The 18,602-nt window shown below is 37.7% G+C and carries 18 protein-coding genes; 6 read left to right on the top strand and 12 right to left on the bottom strand.

Translation table 11 applies throughout. The features are described 5' to 3' along the window. Positions 1–660: 660 nt before the first annotated feature. The 5 genes from dapA to CRO45_RS02650 form a co-directional block, all read right to left on the bottom strand. On the bottom strand, positions 661–1,563 hold the full coding sequence (dapA, locus tag CRO45_RS02670) for a 4-hydroxy-tetrahydrodipicolinate synthase (RefSeq protein WP_097148073.1): 903 nt from the start codon (positions 1,561–1,563) through the stop codon (positions 661–663). Positions 1,564–1,576: 13 nt separating this feature from the next. After that, entirely contained in the window at positions 1,577–2,614 is a 1,038-nt protein-coding gene (locus tag CRO45_RS02665) for an aspartate-semialdehyde dehydrogenase (RefSeq protein ID WP_097148072.1), read from the bottom strand. A gap of 90 nt (positions 2,615–2,704) precedes the next feature. Then, the gene (locus CRO45_RS02660; protein ID WP_097148071.1) at positions 2,705–3,295 is read right to left on the bottom strand and encodes a dipicolinate synthase subunit B; all 591 of its coding nucleotides are present in this window, start codon (positions 3,293–3,295) and stop codon (positions 2,705–2,707) included. Further along, positions 3,289–4,071, bottom strand: a complete 783-nt coding sequence (locus CRO45_RS02655; protein ID WP_097148070.1) for a dipicolinate synthase subunit A — start codon at positions 4,069–4,071, stop codon at positions 3,289–3,291. The genes CRO45_RS02660 and CRO45_RS02655 overlap by 7 nt, the downstream gene beginning before the upstream one ends. Next, on the bottom strand, positions 4,071–4,337 hold the full coding sequence (locus tag CRO45_RS02650; RefSeq protein WP_097148069.1) for a YlmC/YmxH family sporulation protein: 267 nt from the start codon (positions 4,335–4,337) through the stop codon (positions 4,071–4,073). Before CRO45_RS02650 ends, CRO45_RS02655 begins: the two co-directional genes overlap by 1 nt. A gap of 256 nt (positions 4,338–4,593) precedes the next feature. Here CRO45_RS02650 and CRO45_RS02645 point away from each other — a divergent pair, with 256 nt between their 5' ends. From CRO45_RS02645 to CRO45_RS02630, 4 genes are read left to right on the top strand one after another with little or no spacing between them, the layout of a single operon-like run. Beyond that, positions 4,594–4,971, top strand: coding sequence for a GntR family transcriptional regulator (locus CRO45_RS02645; protein ID WP_097148068.1), 378 nt, complete (start codon positions 4,594–4,596; stop codon positions 4,969–4,971). Next, on the top strand, positions 4,972–5,859 hold the full coding sequence (locus tag CRO45_RS02640; RefSeq protein ID WP_097148067.1) for an ABC transporter ATP-binding protein: 888 nt from the start codon (positions 4,972–4,974) through the stop codon (positions 5,857–5,859). It abuts the gene before it with no gap. Next, complete coding sequence (locus CRO45_RS02635; protein WP_097148066.1) at positions 5,819–6,439, top strand: ABC-2 transporter permease; 621 nt, start codon at positions 5,819–5,821, stop codon at positions 6,437–6,439. The genes CRO45_RS02640 and CRO45_RS02635 overlap by 41 nt, the downstream gene beginning before the upstream one ends. 11 nt (positions 6,440–6,450) lie before the next feature. Further along, on the top strand, positions 6,451–7,053 hold the full coding sequence (locus CRO45_RS02630) for a hypothetical protein (RefSeq protein ID WP_097148065.1): 603 nt from the start codon (positions 6,451–6,453) through the stop codon (positions 7,051–7,053). 52 nt (positions 7,054–7,105) lie between these two features. Here CRO45_RS02630 and CRO45_RS02625 read toward each other — a convergent pair whose 3' ends face one another. Next, complete coding sequence (locus tag CRO45_RS02625; protein ID WP_097148064.1) at positions 7,106–8,332, bottom strand: M16 family metallopeptidase; 1,227 nt, start codon at positions 8,330–8,332, stop codon at positions 7,106–7,108. A gap of 1,555 nt (positions 8,333–9,887) precedes the next feature. Here CRO45_RS02625 and CRO45_RS02620 point away from each other — a divergent pair. Together CRO45_RS02620 and CRO45_RS02615 are read left to right on the top strand one after the other, a co-directional pair. Further along, the gene (locus CRO45_RS02620; RefSeq protein WP_097148063.1) at positions 9,888–10,583 is read left to right on the top strand and encodes an ABC transporter ATP-binding protein; all 696 of its coding nucleotides are present in this window, start codon (positions 9,888–9,890) and stop codon (positions 10,581–10,583) included. Further along, positions 10,573–11,859, top strand: a complete 1,287-nt coding sequence (locus CRO45_RS02615; RefSeq protein ID WP_097148062.1) for an ABC transporter permease — start codon at positions 10,573–10,575, stop codon at positions 11,857–11,859. Before CRO45_RS02620 ends, CRO45_RS02615 begins: the two co-directional genes overlap by 11 nt. Before the next feature lie 57 nt (positions 11,860–11,916). On the opposite strand, the gene CRO45_RS02610 is transcribed toward CRO45_RS02615, so the two are convergent. The 6 genes from CRO45_RS02610 to truB all read right to left on the bottom strand — a co-directional run bounded on the left by CRO45_RS02610 (position 11,917) and on the right by truB (position 17,999). Continuing rightward, the gene (locus CRO45_RS02610; protein ID WP_097148061.1) at positions 11,917–12,393 is read right to left on the bottom strand and encodes a DUF4188 domain-containing protein; all 477 of its coding nucleotides are present in this window, start codon (positions 12,391–12,393) and stop codon (positions 11,917–11,919) included. Positions 12,394–12,395: 2 nt separating this feature from the next. Further along, positions 12,396–12,944: a PadR family transcriptional regulator gene (locus CRO45_RS02605; RefSeq protein WP_097148060.1), complete on the bottom strand. Its 549-nt coding sequence runs from the start codon at positions 12,942–12,944 to the stop codon at positions 12,396–12,398. A gap of 233 nt (positions 12,945–13,177) precedes the next feature. After that, positions 13,178–15,295, bottom strand: a complete 2,118-nt coding sequence (pnp, locus tag CRO45_RS02600) for a polyribonucleotide nucleotidyltransferase (protein WP_097148059.1) — start codon at positions 15,293–15,295, stop codon at positions 13,178–13,180. Between the two features lie 397 nt (positions 15,296–15,692). Further along, positions 15,693–15,962 carry a 30S ribosomal protein S15 gene (gene rpsO, locus CRO45_RS02595; protein ID WP_097148058.1) on the bottom strand — a complete coding sequence of 90 codons (270 nt, stop codon included), beginning with the start codon at positions 15,960–15,962 and terminating at the stop codon, positions 15,693–15,695. Between the two features lie 162 nt (positions 15,963–16,124). Then, positions 16,125–17,075, bottom strand: coding sequence for a riboflavin biosynthesis protein RibF (gene ribF / locus CRO45_RS02590; protein WP_097148057.1), 951 nt, complete (start codon positions 17,073–17,075; stop codon positions 16,125–16,127). 12 nt (positions 17,076–17,087) lie between these two features. Then, a complete protein-coding gene (gene truB, locus CRO45_RS02585) occupies positions 17,088–17,999 on the bottom strand; it encodes a tRNA pseudouridine(55) synthase TruB (protein ID WP_097148056.1) in 912 nt (303 codons plus the stop codon). Positions 18,000–18,602: the final 603 nt, after the last annotated feature.

Raw genomic sequence — 18,602 nt, 5'->3', positions numbered from 1 at the left:
TACGCTCCTAACTCTATGAAGTTAGGATTATTTTCATATAAAAGTGGCTCACTTTTCAATTGCTATGGTGGCTCAGTTTTAGCTTATCAAATACACACCCACTTTTTAAACCACTTTTGTCCATTAGACCCCTTCTATTAGACACTTCATCTACTTTTCCATCCTCTTTTGTCTAATATAGCCCTTCTATTAGACAATTCATCTGCTTTTTCATCACCTTTTGTCCAATAGACCCCTTCTATTGGACATTTCACATGCTTTTCCATCCTCTTTTGTCCATTAGAGCCCTTCTATTAGACACTTCACATGCTTTTTCATCACCTTTTGTCCATTAGAGTCCTTCTATTAGACACTTCATCTGCTTTTCCATCCTCTTTTGTCCAATAGACCCCTTCTATTAGACAATTCACATGCTTTTTCATCACCTTTTGTCCAATAGACCCCTTCTATTAGACAATTCACCTGCTTTTTCATCACCTTTTGTCCAATAGACCCCTTCTAATGGACACTACATCTACTTTTCCAACCTCTTTTATCCAAAAAAAAGCCCTTCTATTAAATACTTCACCTGCTTTTGCCATAACCCATAATCACTCCAACCTCAATCACTCCACAAAAAAAACACCCGGCACAACTAACGTGCCGGGCGCGCAAATCTATTTAATACCTTGCTCGAAAACTAGCAGCTTTCTTTTGGTATTCATTCCATACTTTATCGAAATCTACTTTATCTTCGTCCCTCAAGCCTACTAATGGAAGTCTGACGTGTTCTACATCAAAGCCCATTTTACTCATGGCATATTTCACTGGGACGGGGTTAGGGCTTACGAATAGTTCGCGAATCAATGGAAGTAATGCTTGATGAATTTCAGCAGCAACTTCATGGCGGCCCTCTTCAAAAGCACGCATCATCAGTTGCATGTCATCCCCTACGACATGGGATGCCACGGATACGACACCGCGCCCACCAGCCGCAAGTAACGGCAACGTTAAGCTATCGTCGCCACTATAGACATAAAATTCATCGTCCACATTTCCTAAAATCTCCGTCATCTGATCGAGACTTCCACTTGCTTCTTTTACAATACGAATGTTTGGTATTTTACTTAAAGCGATTGTTGTTTCTGCTGATATATTTACCCCTGTACGACCTGGTACATTGTAAATGACAACAGGTAAACTTGTCGCTTTGGCAACAGCTTCGAAATGCGCATAAATGCCTCGCTGATTTGGTTTGTTGTAGAAAGGTGCAACGACCATGATGCCGTCAGCACCTGTTGTTTCTACCCATTGCGCTGCACCAATCGTATAGGCAGTGTCATTATATCCAACTCCTGCAACGACTGGAATGCGTTTGTTCACCGTTTTAATTGTAAATTCTATAATGGATCGTTTTTCTTCTATTGTTAAGGTCGGCGTTTCACCTGTTGTTCCACACACTACGATTGAATCTGTTCCACTTTGAATTAAGTGCTCAATAATTCCTTCTGCCACGTCATAATCGATCGCGCCATTTTCGTCAAATGGGGTAATCATGGCCGTAGCAATCCGACCTAAATCCATTAACTTACACCCCTTATAGTAAGTTATCCTCCAACATCGCTTCTGCAATCTGAACTGAGTTTAGCGCAGCACCTTTTAATAAATTGTCGGATACAACCCATAAGTGGAAACCTTTTTTATTATCTAAGTCTTGACGAATGCGTCCAACATAAACTGGATCTTCGCCTTCAACGTAAATAGGCATTGGGTATTCTTGTTGAGTAATATCGTCTTGGAGTACAACGCCCGGAGCATTTCTTAACACTTCAAAAATATCTTGTTTTGTCGCGTCTTGCTCAACTTCAATATATACAGATTCAGAATGTCCTGAAACGACTGGAACACGAACACAAGTAGCAGCAACAGAAAGCTCTGGTGAGTGCATAATTTTTTTCGTTTCATTGATCATTTTCATTTCTTCGTACGTAAAGCCGTTGTCAGTAAATACGTCGATTTGCGGAATAACATTACGTGCGATTGGATAATGTTTTTTATCTGATTTAGCTGGTAAAATGTTTGCTTCAACATCTTTCCCTTTTTCCCATTGAGCACTTTGCTCGCGTAATTCTTCAATAGCTGAGATACCAGAACCTGACACAGCTTGGTAAGTTGAAACTACCACTTTTGATAAACCGAATTTTTCACTAATTGGTTGTAATGCAACAACCATTTGAATAGTTGAACAGTTTGGATTTGCAATAATTCCGTTATGCTTAGCTAAATCCTCGCGATTCACTTCTGGAACCACTAAAGGTACCTCTGGATGCATACGGAAGTGACTTGTATTGTCAATAACCACTGCTCCACGTTTTGCAGCCTCTGGAGCTAATTTCGCTGAAACTGATCCACCAGCAGAGAAGAATGCTACATCCACACCTTCGAAAGCTTCTGGAGTAGCTTCTTCAATAATATATTTTTGATTATTAAACTCAATCTCTTTACCTGCTGAACGTGCAGAAGCTAGAAACTTTATATGTTTAATCGGAAATTTACGTTTAATTAATTGTTCTTTCATTTGTGATCCTACTGCGCCTGTTGCGCCTACAATTGCCACTACTAATTCTTTTGCCATTACTCATCTCTCCTCAAAACATTTACATAATGTTAGAAATTGTATCATAGATTATTTGATTTGTGTGAGAAATGTTTGATAAATATTTGACTATTTATAATATTGGATCAATAAAGGCTGTAACTGCTTTTTATATTCGAGGGCATGCTCTACTGTTTCTCGCATTTTCGTAAAGTCTGCGATCAATGAGTTTGGTTTTTTGAAAGGATCGTCTTGACCGAAAGGAATAAAATAAATATTTTTAGAGTTCATTAATTTCATAATGTTAACGCCGTTTAGCCCTAGCGCATCATTTGTTGAAATTCCTAATACGACAGGGGATCCATTACGTAATGTCGCTTTTGCAGCCATTAATACTGGACTATCTGTTGCCGCATTTGCAAACTTACTAATTGAGTTACCTGTCATAGGTGCAATCACCATTGCATCTAGTGGATTACTAGGTCCAAATGGTTCTGCTTCAAGAATGGATGACACTACTTTTTCACCAGCAATCGACTCGATTTTTTTAATCCATTCTTCTCCTGTACCAAATCGAGTCGCTGCTGTTAATACTGAATGTGTAATAATTGGTACAACTGTTGCACCTGCTTCTGTAAATTGCGTAATCTTCGGCACAACATCTTCATACGTACAATGCGACGCCGTAATGCCAAGACCTATACGTTTACCTTCTAGCATTCTTCGCTCCCCCTTATTTGTCCAATTATTGATTCATATAAAACATGAGCTGCATCTTGTGGAAAATATTTCCCAGGAAGTGCAGGTAGTAAATCATAATTCGAACGTTTCACATCATCTTTTAAACACCCTGGAGAGGAAGCTAAATCATAGATTGGCATTTCGATTGCGTCATTAAATTTTTCGTCGAACCATTTTGCAGGAATCGTGTTGATGAAATAATCTCCTTTAACCTTACCTACTTGGTCTAAATAAACCGCTTCATAATGGAATGCTTTTGCTTCGTTCAATTGAACATGAGAACGTACAGCAATACAAACTTCCCCACCGATATTTTTTAATACGTGGGCAAGCATTTTCGCCACGCGGCCAAAACCTGTAATGATGAACTTTTTCCCATATACTGCCTGTTTTGTATTATAGAAAAATGAAACAAACCCCTCTGCAGTAAGTTGTGCATTTTTCCAAATGAATGATTCATCTTGTAAATAATAATGAATATCGTGATTTTTTAAGACTTCCTTCCACTCATCACTTAGCTTTCCTGCAAAAATTCTTGCGTTAGAAAGCCCAAGTACAACAGCTACTTGGATTGGTAGTGGATGGATTGGTAATACAACAACATCTGGTTGAAAATTGAACGCAGTTAAATTTAATTCTTCGCTCCAAACCGTTTCATTTTTATAATAAACAGTACGATTCCCTACACTTAGCTTTTTAGCTAAACTTTTTAGTCTTGCATCAGTTCCAATTACTAGCCATTTCTCGTTTACCATTAGTCATACTGTTTTCTTGTTGGTTTTGCCTTTCGAAATAGAATTCGATCCTCGCCAATTAGATGAATCTCTTCCCAAGGGATAAATAACGTTTGTGTTGGTTTTTTCTTTTGAAAAGGCATTTTAGCAGATTGGTCCAACAATTCGAATCCGTAAATAATTCCTGTCTTTGGATCAAAAATACATTCTGTTTCTGCTAAAAATCCAAAACGAACGCCATTTTCCATTTCGATCAGCTCTTTTTCAGCAAGCTCCGATAACAGCATGTTTTCCCTCCTCCCGAGCTCATTGTTAGCATATGCAACACTCAATTTTTGGGTGATGCTCCCAATGAAGTTTTAAAAATTGAAATAAATGTTAGAAAAACACGCATTACGACCTAAAACAAGACGAAAGCATATTTTTCTAGTGCGGATGTTAGGAAAAATCAAAAAAATCCATCCACGCGAAAGATATCACTAGACAATACTTTTCCGACTGTATATACTGTACATATACAGTTAGTAACAAGGTGGTGCAAGCATGTTTATTCGACTTAGTAATTCTAGTGATAAACCAATATATGAACAAATTACGCAACAAATTAAACAAACCATTCTTTCAGGAAAACTTACAGCTGGTGAACCACTGCCTTCCATCCGCGCTCTTGCAAAGGACTTAAAAATAAGCGTCATGACAACAAAGCGGGCTTATGCAGATCTAGAACGGGATGGCTTCATTGAGACAGTGGCTGGCAAAGGTAGCTTTGTAGCACAACGCAATCAAGATTTCCTAAGAGAAGAGCTTATAAGACAAGTAGAAGAACATTTACAAAAGGCAGTAACTCTTGCCAAAACAGCAGGACTCCCATCGAAAGAGGTACAAGAATTACTTTCATTGTTATTAGAGGAGGACGTTTAAATGACAAATGCAATTGAAGTACAAAACTTACTGAAGCACTTACACAGATTTCAACTAAAGGATGTTTCTTTCACCCTTCCTAAAGGAACGATTATGGGGTTTGTAGGTGAGAATGGTGCGGGAAAAACGACTACGATTAAATGTATTTTGGATTTGCTAAAGAAAGACGGCGGAAAAATTAAGCTTTTCGGTAAAGAACTGCATGAAGATGAACTAGCCATTAAATCTGAAATCGGTGTGGTTTTTGATGATCTTAACTTTCCTGAATCATTAACAGCTAAGAAAATTAGTAAATTCATGAGAAAAGTATACTCAACTTGGGATGACTCGTATTATTGCGAACTTTTAAATAAATTGAAAGTTCACGAAAACAAAAAGTTAAACGAACTGTCTCGCGGAATGAAGATGAAATTGTCTATTGCCATTGCCCTTGCCCACCATCCTAAATTATTAATTTTAGATGAACCGACAAGCGGTCTTGACCCCATTGTGCGTGATGAAATTCTCGACCTCTTCTTAGATTTTATGCAAGATGATGAGCACAGCATTTTATTCTCATCTCACATTACAAGTGACCTAGAGAAAATTGCTGATTATATTACTTTCATCCATGAAGGTAAGCTTTTATTCAGTGAGAGTAAAGATACATTGTTATATGACTATGCCATTTGGCGAGGTACGAAAGATGAATTTGAGGATTTACCTAGCGAGAGCATTCTTGCTATCCGAGAACAAGCATATGGACTTGAGGTTCTTTTAAAGAGAAATGAAGTAAGTACAGCATTTGAACTATCTCAACCTACCATTGAAGAGATTATGCTAATTTATGTGAGAGGGGTTAAAGCGGATGAGAGCTTTGTTAATGAAAGATTTTTTAATGCTCAGTAAACAAATTAAAATGATGGTAGCCATTTTTGCCGTGTTGATTATCATTTCATTCATTACAAATATGACAATGGTATTGGTTATTTTTTCACTCATTTTTGCATCCCTGCAACTAACAACCGCTTTTACATTTGATGAGATGAGTAAATGGGATAAATATGCCAATACCCTTCCTGTCGATCGAAAGACAATTGTTCAAAGTAAGTATGTGTTAGGATTGATACTAATTGCAAGCGGAATTGTGATCTTTACTCCGGTTGTTTTCCTATCAGATGAAATGACAAGACAACTTCCATTCATTGACATTTTCCAAACGATTGTTATCGTCTTATCAATAGCTTTGTTCTATATTTCTTTAACGATTCCTTTATTTATAAAGTTCGGCACTCAAAAAGCTAGATTCATTATTTTTGCCATTGTGTTTCTACCTGTTTTTGGTTCTGGCTTTATCCAATACGGTTTACGAACTGTTGGTTTGAATCAACTAATGAGTTACATCAAATATGTGCCGATTGCTGCCTTTGTATTTCTACTCTTATCTTATTTTGTTTCTGTGAAATGGTATGAGAGGAAAGAGTTTTAGGAGGTGTTCGTATGAGGGCTAGCCTTTACTTAAATTTTAAAGAACATCTTGCGTCAATCATCTTAACGGTTTGTCTAATTGTTCTTAATGCCGTCTCCATTTACATGTTTGATGCGATTAAATCAATCGAAATATTCATTATTATTTTTAATGTCACGCTAACAATAGAAATTATTTCAACTTACCGGAGAAAAAGCTGGGAAAGACATCTCCATACGTTTCCTATAAAGAAAGAAAGTTTTATAAAAGCTCCAATGATTATTGCTTGGGGTCATTGCACTCTACTTTTTCTCATTTCAATACCTGTCGTATTTTTAAGAGATGGTTCACTCTTTGATAATTTCAGGGGATATTTATTGTTCTATTGTGCATCCATTGTGACGATCGCTGTAATTTTTTACTTAAATTTCCGATATAAATACCGGGAAAAAATTAAAGGACTTTCTTACTTTGTTGCCTTTGTTACAACCATAGTTGCGGCAATTGGTTATATGTTCGTCGTTGTTTTACTAGGATTTCTTCCCCTCTATATCGTGCCACTACTTTTCCATATTCCATTATGGTATAGCTATAAATGGTGCGTAAAGAAGTATAAGCAAATGGATATCATTTAAGGGACCGGGTTCAATGTCCCGGTCCCTTGTTTTTGGTATATTTTCCAGCATTTTATTTTACATTCTGCCCAATTAAAGCTACAGCTGGTTCCACACTTAATATTTGTCTAAATAAAGAGTTTACTTGCTCTTGTGTAATTAGATCGATTTGTTCAATGATTTCATCCACTGTTAAATGTTTACCGTGAATTAATTCATTTCTTCCATTATGACTCATGCGAGCATTCGTACCTTCCAAGCTAAGCACAAAGCTACCTTTTAATTGCTCTTTCGCGTTATCGACTTCTTCGGCAGAAACTCCTTCACTTCTCGTTTTCAGTAATGATTCGTCAATTGATTGGTGAAGTAGTGGGTATTGCTGATTGTTCGTACTACCATAAATTGTTAATGAACCTACATCCGCATAGCTCGAGTGATAGGAGAAGATTGTGTACGCTAGCCCCTTATCCTCCCGAATATCTTGGAATAAACGGGATGACATATTCCCACCTAAAATATTGTTCATGGCGATAAAACCGAAGTAGTTCGAATCATTAACTCCAACTCCCGGATAGGCGATAGCAATATGAGATTGCTCCACATCACGATTTTTCACAAACTTGCCAGAATGGAATGTTGGGTACGTTAATGTTTGTTTTACCGCTTGAGGTGAACGCTCAAAGTGGCTAAACAGATTCTCAATATGTACTAACAATGTTGGTGTAATATTTCCTGCAACGGAGATGACCACATTCTCCGGGTAATAGTGCTTTGCCATATATTCACGAATCGATTCAGCCGTGAAAGTTTCAAGCGTTTTGCTGCTCCCTAAGATTGGCAAACCAAGGGAATCATTTGGATACATTACTTGCCATAGTTGTTCATGGATGTCGTCATCAGGGGCATCCTCGCTCATAAGAATTTCTTCTAGTACAACCTGTCTTTCTTTTTCTAGATCTTCATCAGCAAACATGGAGTTAAAAAACATATCCGCTAAAATCGATACCGCCAGTTCTCCATGATGATCTAGAACTTTTGCATAGTAACAAGTATTCTCTTTCGTCGTAAACGCATTCACTTCTCCACCAATACGGTCAAATTCTTCAGCGATTTGTCTAGCTGTTCTTGTTTTCGTTCCTTTAAACAGCATATGTTCAATGAAATGCGTAATCCCGTTCTCTTCCGGCGCTTCATAACGAGACCCTGCCCCAACCCAAATTCCTACAGAAATCGATCGCACATGGGGAATCGCCTCCGAAACAACCCGCACACCGTTTTGACATGTATATACCGTAACCATATAGTCCACTCACCTAACTAAAAATTCTAATATGAAGTAATAATATGCTAAAGTGGGAGAGGTTTCAACTGATGGGGGTTTTATACACTGTTGGGGATTGAAATAGGATTTCGTACGAGCATTGAGAAAGCTTTCGGTTACCTTTAGCGGGAATTATGGCTTTGTTCGGGCACTGAGAGGGGCGTTCTGTAACATTGTGATTGATATGCGACTGCGTTCTGGCACTGAGAGGGCCGCTCTTTTACCTTTTGATTGGAATTCGACTTCGTTTGGGCACTGAGAAGGCCGCTATGTTACCATGTGCTGGAATTACGACTGCGTTCGGGCACTGAGAAGGCCACTCTGTTACCTTTTGATTGAAATGCGACTTCGTTTGGGCACTGAGAAGCCGACTCTGTTACCTTTTGATAGAATTACGACTGCGTTCGGGCACTGAGATGGCCGCTCTGTTACCTTTTGATAGAATTACGACTGCGTTCGGGCACTGAGATGGCCGCTCTGTTACCTTTTGATAGAATTACGACTGCGTTCGGGCACTGAGAAAGCCGTTCTGTTACCTTTTGATAGAAATACGACTGCGTTTGGGCACTGAGAGGACCGCTCTGTTACCTTTTGATAGAATTAAGACTGCGTTCGGGCACTGAGATGGCCGCTCTGTTACCTTTTGATAGAAATACGACTGCGTTTGGGCACTGAGAAGGACGCTCTGTTACCTTTTCTTTGACATATGACTGCGTTCGGGTACTGAGAGGGCTGCTCTTGTTACCTTTTGATGGAATTACAACTTCATTCGGGCACTGAGAGGGCCGCTCTGTTACCTTTTGATAGAATTACGACTGCGTTCGGGCACTGAGATGGCCGCTCTGTTACCTTTTGCTTGAAATGCGACTGCGTTCGGGCACTGATGAGGATGCATTTTATATTTCCCCGCAGTTCCTCACTTCTATGAGACAGTTCTCACGCAATTCTTCTCACCTTTGTCCCATAGAACGCTTCTACGAGACACTTCACCCACTCTACTTACCGATTTTGTCCCGTAGAACGCTTCTACGAGACACTTCTCCCTCTCTACTCACCGCTTTTGTCCCGTAGAACGCTTCTACGAGACACTTCACCCGCTCTACTCACCGATTTTGTCCCGTAGAACGCTTCTACGAGACACTTCATCCACTCTACTCACCGATTTTGTCCCATAGAATGCTTCTACGAGACACTTCTCTCACTCTTCTCCCCGATTTTGTCCCATACAACGCTTCTACGAGATACTTCACCCGCTCTACTCACCGATTTTGTCCCATAGAACGCTTCTACGAGACACTTCATCCACTCTACTCACCGATTTTGTCCCGTAGACCGCTTCTACGAGACATTTCCCCCTCTCTTCTCCCTGCATTTGTCCCATAGAACGCTTTTCACCCTCTACAACCTCATACAAAACCCCATAATTCCTCACCTTTCATCATTTCTTAAGAAAATCTTCATAAATCCCCTCCCCTTTTCTTCAGATTCGTTGGCTAGAATCATATTAGTAAATCAATAAAAAAGGAATGAGTATATGATTACAGTTCAGTCACTGAGCCATACATTTAAAATCGGAAAGAAAGGTAAAGAGAAGAAAATTGAAGTGTTGAAAAATATCGACTTTCAAATACAGCAAGGTGAGATCATCACAATTGTAGGGAAAAGTGGTTCCGGAAAATCTACCCTATTACAAACAATAGCAGGCTTTATGAAACCGGACTCTGGATCCATCAAAGTAAACAATACAGAAATTGCGAATTTTAATGAAAAACAAAGCGCAGCGTTCAGACTAGATAACTTCGGATTCATCTTCCAAAACTTTCAATTGTTGCCGAATCAAAACGTTTTCGAAAATGTCGAACTACCTTTAAAACTCAAAGGGGTTCAAGCTTCCATTCGTAAACATAATGTGAAAATAATCCTTGAAAAAGTAGGATTGACAGATTACGCAGACCACTATCCAAATGAACTATCAGGTGGACAGCAACAACGTGTATCTATCGCACGAGCTTTAATTACAAATCCGCCCATTATTTTAGCGGACGAGCCTACGGGAAGTCTTGACTCGCAAACGGAAAAAGAAATCCTAGAGCTAATTCAACAATTAAACAAAATAGATAATATTACTTTTATGATCATTACACATGATGAAGAAGTTGCTCAAATTGCAGACCGCAAACTTCGCATGCACGATGGTATATTGTTAGGAGATGTAAAACATGTTATTTAAAGACCAACTTTCATTCGTATTTCAACATATGAGAAAAAATAAACTACGCGTCACAATGACAGTCCTTGCCGCAATGATTGGCTGTGCCTTTCTAATTGTCCTTGCTTCAGTTGGTTTCGGCCTTCAAGCTACAATTAAAGGTGAAATTTTAAATCAAGAAGACATTACAGAAATTAATCTTTGGGGCGATGAGCCTTTAACACAAGAGGAAATGGTAGATATCGAAGAAATTGACCATGTCAACGTCGTGTTAACAAGAAATGAAATCTCAGGTTCAATTCGTTCAACATTTGAAGACCGCGAAGTGGAATCGATGGGTATTGCCGTTAATATGGAAGACCAAGCAAAACTCCCTTCTACATTAAGTGAAGGACGACTTCCAGAAAACGCAAATGAAATCGCAGTAGGCTACCATTTTGCGCGAGCGTTATTAAATGATAAAGATCGTGAAATCATTGAGCAAAAATCAAAAGAAGCTGAAGAACAAGGTACTTGGTATGATGGTTTAGAAGAAGGTTATAAAGGGGAAATCCTAAATAAACAAGTCAACGTTCAATTTATGGATCCTGAGACGATGGAATACTTAGAACAAATCAGCACTTATACAATCGTAGGTATTTTAGATGAACCAGATTATGAATTCCAGATCGACAGCAGTATTTTATTCAGCGATGATTTATTCCTAGCACAACCTAATTTAGTTTCATATCCAGCGACTACAATCTATGTCGATACATTAGATAACGTATTGCCTGTATTGGATCAATTGAGAGAAAGCAACTATCAAGTTTACTCACCAATCGAACAGGTTAAAGAACTTGATTTATTCTTCCTTATTTTCAAAATCGGACTTATTTTTATTGGTACTATTTCAATTTTAATTGCATCTATTGGTATCTTTAACACGATGACGATGGCGGTAACGGAAAGAACCCGTGAAATTGGGGTATTAAAAGCAATTGGGGCATCTCCAAACATTATTCAACGTCTATTCTTAATGGAAAGTGCTTTCATTGGGCTACTCGGAACAGCTTTAGCCGTAATCGTATCATACGGTTTAAGTTATTTAATTAACGCATTACTTCCTTCTATCGTAGCCTTTGCATTATCAGATGAAAACGCAGATATGGCTGGAATCACGTTCTCCATCATTCCTGTAAGCCTAGTTCTTATAGCTGGTGGTATCAGTATATTTGTCGCAATCCTATCCGGCTGGCGCCCAGCAAGAAAAGCGACAAAAATCGAAGTAATCCAAGCATTAAGACAAGAATTATAATTATTAAGAGGAATGAAGTTTCGCACTTCATTCCTGTTTTTTATTTCTTAAATATATTTACCCCTCTTGTGATAACCTTTCAGTGGCACTGTTTATTTTCGAAGTTATCGGAATTTGTTCCATCGCTTTTGCAAGTCCATATAACGGCATATTGCGATAGACTGATTCGTATTCGCCTTTTCTTATGACATATGTCTCATGATATACTCCAACTGCATCATTATTTCCGACTTTCTGATTGAACTCTTTCCAAGCCTTCAAATGATTTTGCCCTCTTGCATAAGCCATGAGCTCATCTGTCGATCTCCAATACTGAATCATAACCGATGTTCTAAGCCCAAAATAACTTTCCATTGAAATAAATCCTAAATCTTTATTTTGGTACAGTTCCCGAATCATCTTAGGCATTGCTGTAAAAACCGGTAACCACTTTCGAATTGCAAGTCTTTTATTAATTCTCATGCCAATTAAAAACACTACGATGTCTTGATCATTTTCAGTCGTAAATCTTCCTGGAAAGATTTCTTTTCCCACAATTATTCCTCCTTTAATTGATCAATCGTGTCATTGCACCATTCAATTGCACTTTTTGCAATACGCTTTCCATAGTCAAGGGTAAACAGCCAAAACTTCGCATCTTCATTGTCACTTGAATAAAGAAGTATACTTTGTTCAATATTGAGGTACGTGTTGTATCGTTCTTGTAGTTTTTCCTTATAATCATTTAAATGAAGTATCGTCACATCATTGGTTTGGTGGCGACTAAAGAAAAGTTTCAAAAGTAATTCGTTTTTTTCCGTTGGTATATCTTTAATGGGTGCTAGGAGCCATGTTTGTAATTCAAGAACACCTTTTTCTGTCAGAAAATATTCCTTCTTATCTGGTTTGCCATCCTGGGATGAATCTGTTACAGTTGCAAGTCCTTCGTCAACTAATTGTTTCAGTACCGGATAAATTTGGCCATAACTAATTTTCCAAAAATGATTTAGACTTCGATCGATTAACTGTTTAATCGCGTATCCTGTGCGACATCCCGTTGTCAGTACACCTAGAATGGCATACTTTGTATCAGATTTTTTACTCATCTAACCAACACCTATCATTTTGATATATATCTTAATGATATACTATCACTTGCAGGATTATTCTGTAAACAAGAAAAAGTCCTATTTAACAATAATAGGAAATACACCTAACCATCCTGTAAAAGGCAAAATAAAAAACAGAAAACGAAGTCTTTCTTCATTTCCTGCTTGCCTGTTTACATATATAAAGTGCCTGGCACACTGCATAACAGTGTCCAGAGCGGTTAGTTTTATTATTGTTGTGCTTGTTCAGCGCGTTCTTTTTCTTCTTTAAGTACTACTTTACGAGATAAGTTTACGCGGCCTTGATTGTCGATTTCGATTACTTTTACAAGTAATTGATCGCCAATTTTTAGAACGTCTTCTACTTTGTTCGTACGTTCTTCTTGGATTTCAGAAATGTGTAATAATCCATCTTTACCTTGGAAGATTTCACAGAATGCACCGAATTTCTCAATACGTTTTACAGTAGCCATGTAGTACTCGCCTACAACTGCTTCGCGAACGATTGACTCGATGATTTCTTTTGCACGTTTGTTCATTGCTTCATTTGCAGAAGAAATGTAAATTGTACCATCTTGTTCAGTATCAATTTTTACGCCAGTTTCTTCAATGATTTTATTGATTGTTTTACCACCAGAACCAATAACATCACGGATTTTTTCTGGGTTAATTTGAATCACTTCAATCTTAGGCGCATATTGTGATAACGAAGTACGAGGTTTGTCCAACGTTGAAAGCATATGATCTAAAATGTGCATACGACCAACTTTCGCTTGTTGTAATGCCTCTTCTAAAATCTCACGAGATAAGCCATCGATTTTAATGTCCATTTGAAGTGCAGTAACACCTTTTGCAGTACCTGCTACTTTAAAGTCCATGTCTCCAAGGTGGTCTTCCATTCCTTGAATGTCAGTTAACACTGAGTAGTGTTCGCCTTTTTTCACAAGACCCATTGCAATACCAGCTACTGGAGCTTTTAATGGCACACCTGCGTCCATCATTGCTAATGTAGAAGCACAGATCGATGCTTGAGATGTTGAACCATTTGACTCTAATACTTCAGATACACAACGGATTGCATAAGGGAAGTCTTTTTCATCTGGAATAACAGCAAGTAACGCACGCTCACCTAACGCACCGTGACCGATTTCACGACGACCTGGTCCACGGATTGGTCCAGTTTCCCCTACTGAGAATTGAGGGAAGTTATAGTGATGCATGAAACGTTTTGACTCTTCTAATCCAAGACCATCAATAATTTGCACGTCACCTAGTGGCCCTAATGTACAAATCGATAACGCTTGAGTTTGTCCACGAGTGAATAAACCAGAACCGTGAGTACGTGTTAATAAACCTACTTCTGATGATAACGGACGGATCTCATCCACTTTACGGCCATCAGGACGGATTTTTTCTTCTGTAATTAAACGGCGAACTTCATCTTTCACCATTTTATCTAAAATTGTTTTAACTTGTTTTAATGTTTCTTCATCTGCTTCTTGCTCTTCGTAACTTGCAATAACACGTTCTTTTACAGCAGTAATTGCTTCTTCACGAGCGTGTTTCTCAACAGTTTGAATCGCAGCAATCATGTCTGCTTCACAAGCAGCTTTAATTTGTGCTTCGATTTCTTGATTGATTTCAAATAAAGTTACTTCAATTTTTTCTTTTGCAACTTCAGCAACGATTTGTTCTTGGAAGGCAATTAATTTCTTAATTTCTTCATGACCGAACATAATCGCTTCTAACATAGTTTCTTCCGGTACTTCTAAAGCTCCAGCTTCAACCATGTTAATAGCATCTTTGTTACCTGCCACTGTTAAGTGAATCGTACTTTTTTCTGATTGTTCAACAGTTGGGTTGACGATAAATTCTCCATCAATATAACCAACATGTACACCTGCAATAGGTCCGTTAAATGGAATGTCAGAAATTGATAGTGCTAATGAAGAACCAAACATTGCTGCAATGTCAGTTGGACCATTTGGATCTGAAGACATAACCATAGAGATTACTTGTACTTCGTTACGGAAACCATCTGGGAACATTGGGCGAATCGGGCGGTCAATCAAGCGAGATGTTAAAATCGCATGCTCTGATGGACGACCTTCACGTTTAATAAATCCACCAGGGATTTTACCAGCTGCATATAGTCTTTCTTCATAGTTTACAGTTAACGGGAAGAAATCTAATGCTTTAGCCTGTTTTGACATAGTTGCAGTTGCTAATACAGCTGATTCGCCATATCGAACTAAAGCTGCGCCGTTTGCTTGTTTAGCAAGTTGCCCAACTTCAATGACTAATGGGCGACCCGCCCATTCATAAGTGTAGACTTTTTTTTCGGTCATTTAATGAACCCCTTTCTCCTTAGAAAAACACTAATTTATCGCAATTTATGGCGAAAACTGATGTTTCTTTATACTAATTTACATTTAATTCTTTATTTATCAAAATTAGAAACACAATACGTCATAAAATATATACTGTACCAATAGTAAGTGTAACAAAAAACGCTATTGTATGCTAAATATTTTCAATAAAAAAATGGATATTTCGTTAAATTTTACATTCAATAAATCGATGAGTTAATGAATTTATTTTTACATAAATAAAAAGCGGGAAAATTCCCGCTTTTTAATGATTAGCTTTCAATTTGTTCGCGAAGAAGTTTCTTGGTTATAGTATTCATCATTGAATACAAATTAAACATAAAACAACTTCGAAAAGACGACTGAAAACTTAAAATTATCGACGTAAACCTAAACGTTGGATTAACTCACGGTAACGTTGAACGTCGTTTTCACGTAAGTATTTTAATAAGTGACGACGACGACCGATTTTTTTAAGTAAACCGCGTTCTGAATGGAAATCTTTTTTGTGCGTACGGATATGTTGGTTTAACGCGTTGATTTCGTGTGTTAAAACTGCGATTTGTACTTCTGGAGAACCAGTATCTCCTTCGTGTGTGCGGTATTCCGCAATAATTTCGTTTTTACGTTCTTTTGTGATTGCCATAATTATGGACCTCCTAAATTTGAATTGATCACCATCAGCACAGCAGTCGTTGGAGACTCGAACAGCCGAGCTAAGGTTAAGTACATGACTGTACTAAAGAATAGTAACATAATTCGATAAACCTAGCAAGGAATATCCTTTTCCAATCGAATTACCACTTTTTTAATTATATGACTGAAAGTATTTAATAGCTTCTTGTTTATCTTTTTCGATTTGAGCTTTTAATGATTCAATGCCATCAAATTTTTGCTCACTTCGAATTCGTTTAAACCAACCAACGACAACTTCTTCACCATAAATATTTTTCCCGAAGTCTAAAATATGAACTTCAATCGATAATTGTTTATCTTCTGGATTTTTAAATGTTGGCTTGTATCCAACATTACAAACTCCATCATACCATTCGCCTTGAACTTTTATTCGTACAGCATAGACTCCTGTTGCAGGGATAAAACTCCCTTCTTGGGATTGGATATTTGCTGTCGGGAATCCGATTGTACGACCGCGTTTATCTCCATGAACAACAAGGCCAGGTACTTCGAATGGACGTCCTAAAAGATTGTGGACCTCTTCCATATTCCCCTCTTGTAAACTTTTACGAATTCGGGTTGAGCTAATTTTTTCTTCATCGTCTGTTAATTTATCTACCACTGTAACTCCATAATCACCATTACTTAACTCTTTCATCGTTTCCATGCTTCCTTTTCCAAAAGCACCAAATGAAAAATCAAATCCGGCAGTTACATGGACTACATTTAACTCACGAATAAAGAAATTGATAAATTGTTCAGGTGTAAGTTTTGCAAAATCTGAAGTAAATTGAACGACAAACACCGTATCAACACCAAGTTCTTGTAAAATATTAATCTTTTGTTGTAGTGGTGTTATGTAAAATACCTTTTCCTTACGTCCACCAAGAACAATCGATGGATGCGGATCAAATGTCATTACAGCACTTTTCACATCTAGTTCTTTTGCTTTTTGAATTGCGCTTTGAATAACTGCTTGATGCCCTCTATGTACACCATCAAAAAATCCTACAGCTAAGGAATATGAAGAAGTTTTTTCCCCCTCATTGAGTTGGTGTGGATATTTTAAATGAATAACATTCATACGTTTGGCCTCCTACGTAACGATTGGGAACATTTTCTCTGGTTTCATCAAATCCATTTTTTCAGGATGTTGGATATAAACTGCAATCGCTTTACTATTTTTAGTAAATACTATTTTATCATGTTCAGTTAATAAACTATGCTTTGGAAGCACTTGCCCATTGAGAATTTGTTTTTCATTCTGCTCAGTAATTTCAATAAATGGAAATGAAGATAGTGCATACTCTACAGGGAAAATTATATCATGGATTGTTCCTTCTTCCATGAAATTTTCAATTTGTTGAAGTGTATAACATTTTTCACCTGTGAAACTTCCAGATTTTGTTCGAATTAGTGAAGCCATATGGGCAGGAAACCCTAGTATTTCACCAATTTGGACTGCCAATGTTCGAATGTAAGTGCCTTTACTACATGCGATTCTTATTTTGAAAGTAATTTCTTCCCCTTCAAATAACTCACGATCATCTAACAATTGTAAGGAATAAATAGTCACTTTACGTGTAGGACGTTCTACAGTCTCCCCTTTACGGGCATATTCATAAAGTCTACGGCCATTTACTTTTACAGCTGAATACATTGGCGGTGTTTGCTCAATTTCACCTGTTAGTTGATGAAGAGCTTGCATAAGTTCGTCTTTTGAGATGGATTTGTGAGTGTTGTCTTGTTCAACAGTTTCACCTTCCGCATCTTCGGTCGTTGTCGTACGGCTAATTGAGACAATCGCCTCGTATTCCTTACCAGCGTCTGTAAGATATTCTGCAATGCGGGTTGCTTGTCCAATACAGATTGGGAGGACACCTTCCACACCTGGATCGAGTGTTCCTGTATGGCCCACTTTTTTCGTTTTAAGAATTTTACGTAGTTTAAAAACGCAATCATGACTCGTCATGCCACGCTCTTTCCATAATGGAAGGATGCCGTTCATTGATATACCTCCGTGATCGTTTGTGTTCTTAGTATGTATGAATTAATAATTGATAAGGAATCAAATTAAATTGATTTACGAGACAAAATTTTAGGGTTCGCCGATGAAGTGTCTCGTAAAACTAATTTACAGGACAGAATTTCAAGGTTTACCCATAAAGTGTCTCGTAAAACTAATTTACGGGACAAAATTTCAAGGTTTGCCCATAAAGTGTCTTGTAAAACCAATTTACTGGACAAAATTTCAAGGGTCTCCAAAAAAGTGTCTTGTAAAACCTGTTTTCTGGACAGAATTTCTTGATTTCAAGTAATAGTGTCACAATAACACCCGTTTTTTGACAAAATTTCTTAATTTCCAGAAAAAGTGTCACAATAACGCTCGTTTCTTGACAGAATTCCCTAATTTCATGAAAAAGTGTCATAATAACACCCGTTTCTTGACAAAATTTCATAATTTCCAGAAAAAATGTCATAATAACGCTCGTTTCTTGACAGTATTTCTTGATTTCCCGAAAAAGTGTCATAATAACACCTGTTTCTTGACAGAATTGGTCTTCTGTCAAGAAAGTGGACAATCAAATTTGAGATTTAGAATAGACAAATG

The organism is Ureibacillus acetophenoni, from assembly GCF_900220965.1.
Classification (GTDB): Bacteria; Bacillota; Bacilli; order Bacillales_A; family Planococcaceae; genus Ureibacillus; species Ureibacillus acetophenoni.
The sequence above is the reverse complement of the archived record's forward strand: the minus strand, read 5'-3'. Positions and strand labels throughout refer to the sequence as shown.

Excerpts from the sequence above, each read along its gene's own strand:
- CRO45_RS02615 (WP_097148062.1), top strand. The coding sequence starts at position 10,573 with ATGTTATTTAAAGACCAACTTTCATTCGTATTTCAACATATGAGAAAA.
- pnp (WP_097148059.1), bottom strand. The coding sequence starts at position 15,295 with ATGACCGAAAAAAAAGTCTACACTTATGAATGGGCGGGTCGCCCATTA.
- rpsO (WP_097148058.1), bottom strand. The coding sequence starts at position 15,962 with ATGGCAATCACAAAAGAACGTAAAAACGAAATTATTGCGGAATACCGC.
- dapA (WP_097148073.1), bottom strand. The coding sequence starts at position 1,563 with ATGGATTTAGGTCGGATTGCTACGGCCATGATTACCCCATTTGACGAA.
- truB (WP_097148056.1), bottom strand. The coding sequence starts at position 17,999 with ATGAACGGCATCCTTCCATTATGGAAAGAGCGTGGCATGACGAGTCAT.
- ribF (WP_097148057.1), bottom strand. The coding sequence starts at position 17,075 with ATGAATGTTATTCATTTAAAATATCCACACCAACTCAATGAGGGGGAA.
- CRO45_RS02650 (WP_097148069.1), bottom strand. The coding sequence starts at position 4,337 with ATGCTGTTATCGGAGCTTGCTGAAAAAGAGCTGATCGAAATGGAAAAT.
- CRO45_RS02630 (WP_097148065.1), top strand. The coding sequence starts at position 6,451 with ATGAGGGCTAGCCTTTACTTAAATTTTAAAGAACATCTTGCGTCAATC.
- CRO45_RS02645 (WP_097148068.1), top strand. The coding sequence starts at position 4,594 with ATGTTTATTCGACTTAGTAATTCTAGTGATAAACCAATATATGAACAA.
- CRO45_RS02665 (WP_097148072.1), bottom strand. The coding sequence starts at position 2,614 with ATGGCAAAAGAATTAGTAGTGGCAATTGTAGGCGCAACAGGCGCAGTA.
- CRO45_RS02625 (WP_097148064.1), bottom strand. The coding sequence starts at position 8,332 with ATGGTTACGGTATATACATGTCAAAACGGTGTGCGGGTTGTTTCGGAG.
- CRO45_RS02605 (WP_097148060.1), bottom strand. The coding sequence starts at position 12,944 with ATGAGTAAAAAATCTGATACAAAGTATGCCATTCTAGGTGTACTGACA.
- CRO45_RS02635 (WP_097148066.1), top strand. The coding sequence starts at position 5,819 with ATGAGAGCTTTGTTAATGAAAGATTTTTTAATGCTCAGTAAACAAATT.
- CRO45_RS02640 (WP_097148067.1), top strand. The coding sequence starts at position 4,972 with ATGACAAATGCAATTGAAGTACAAAACTTACTGAAGCACTTACACAGA.
- CRO45_RS02620 (WP_097148063.1), top strand. The coding sequence starts at position 9,888 with ATGATTACAGTTCAGTCACTGAGCCATACATTTAAAATCGGAAAGAAA.
- CRO45_RS02655 (WP_097148070.1), bottom strand. The coding sequence starts at position 4,071 with ATGGTAAACGAGAAATGGCTAGTAATTGGAACTGATGCAAGACTAAAA.
- CRO45_RS02660 (WP_097148071.1), bottom strand. The coding sequence starts at position 3,295 with ATGCTAGAAGGTAAACGTATAGGTCTTGGCATTACGGCGTCGCATTGT.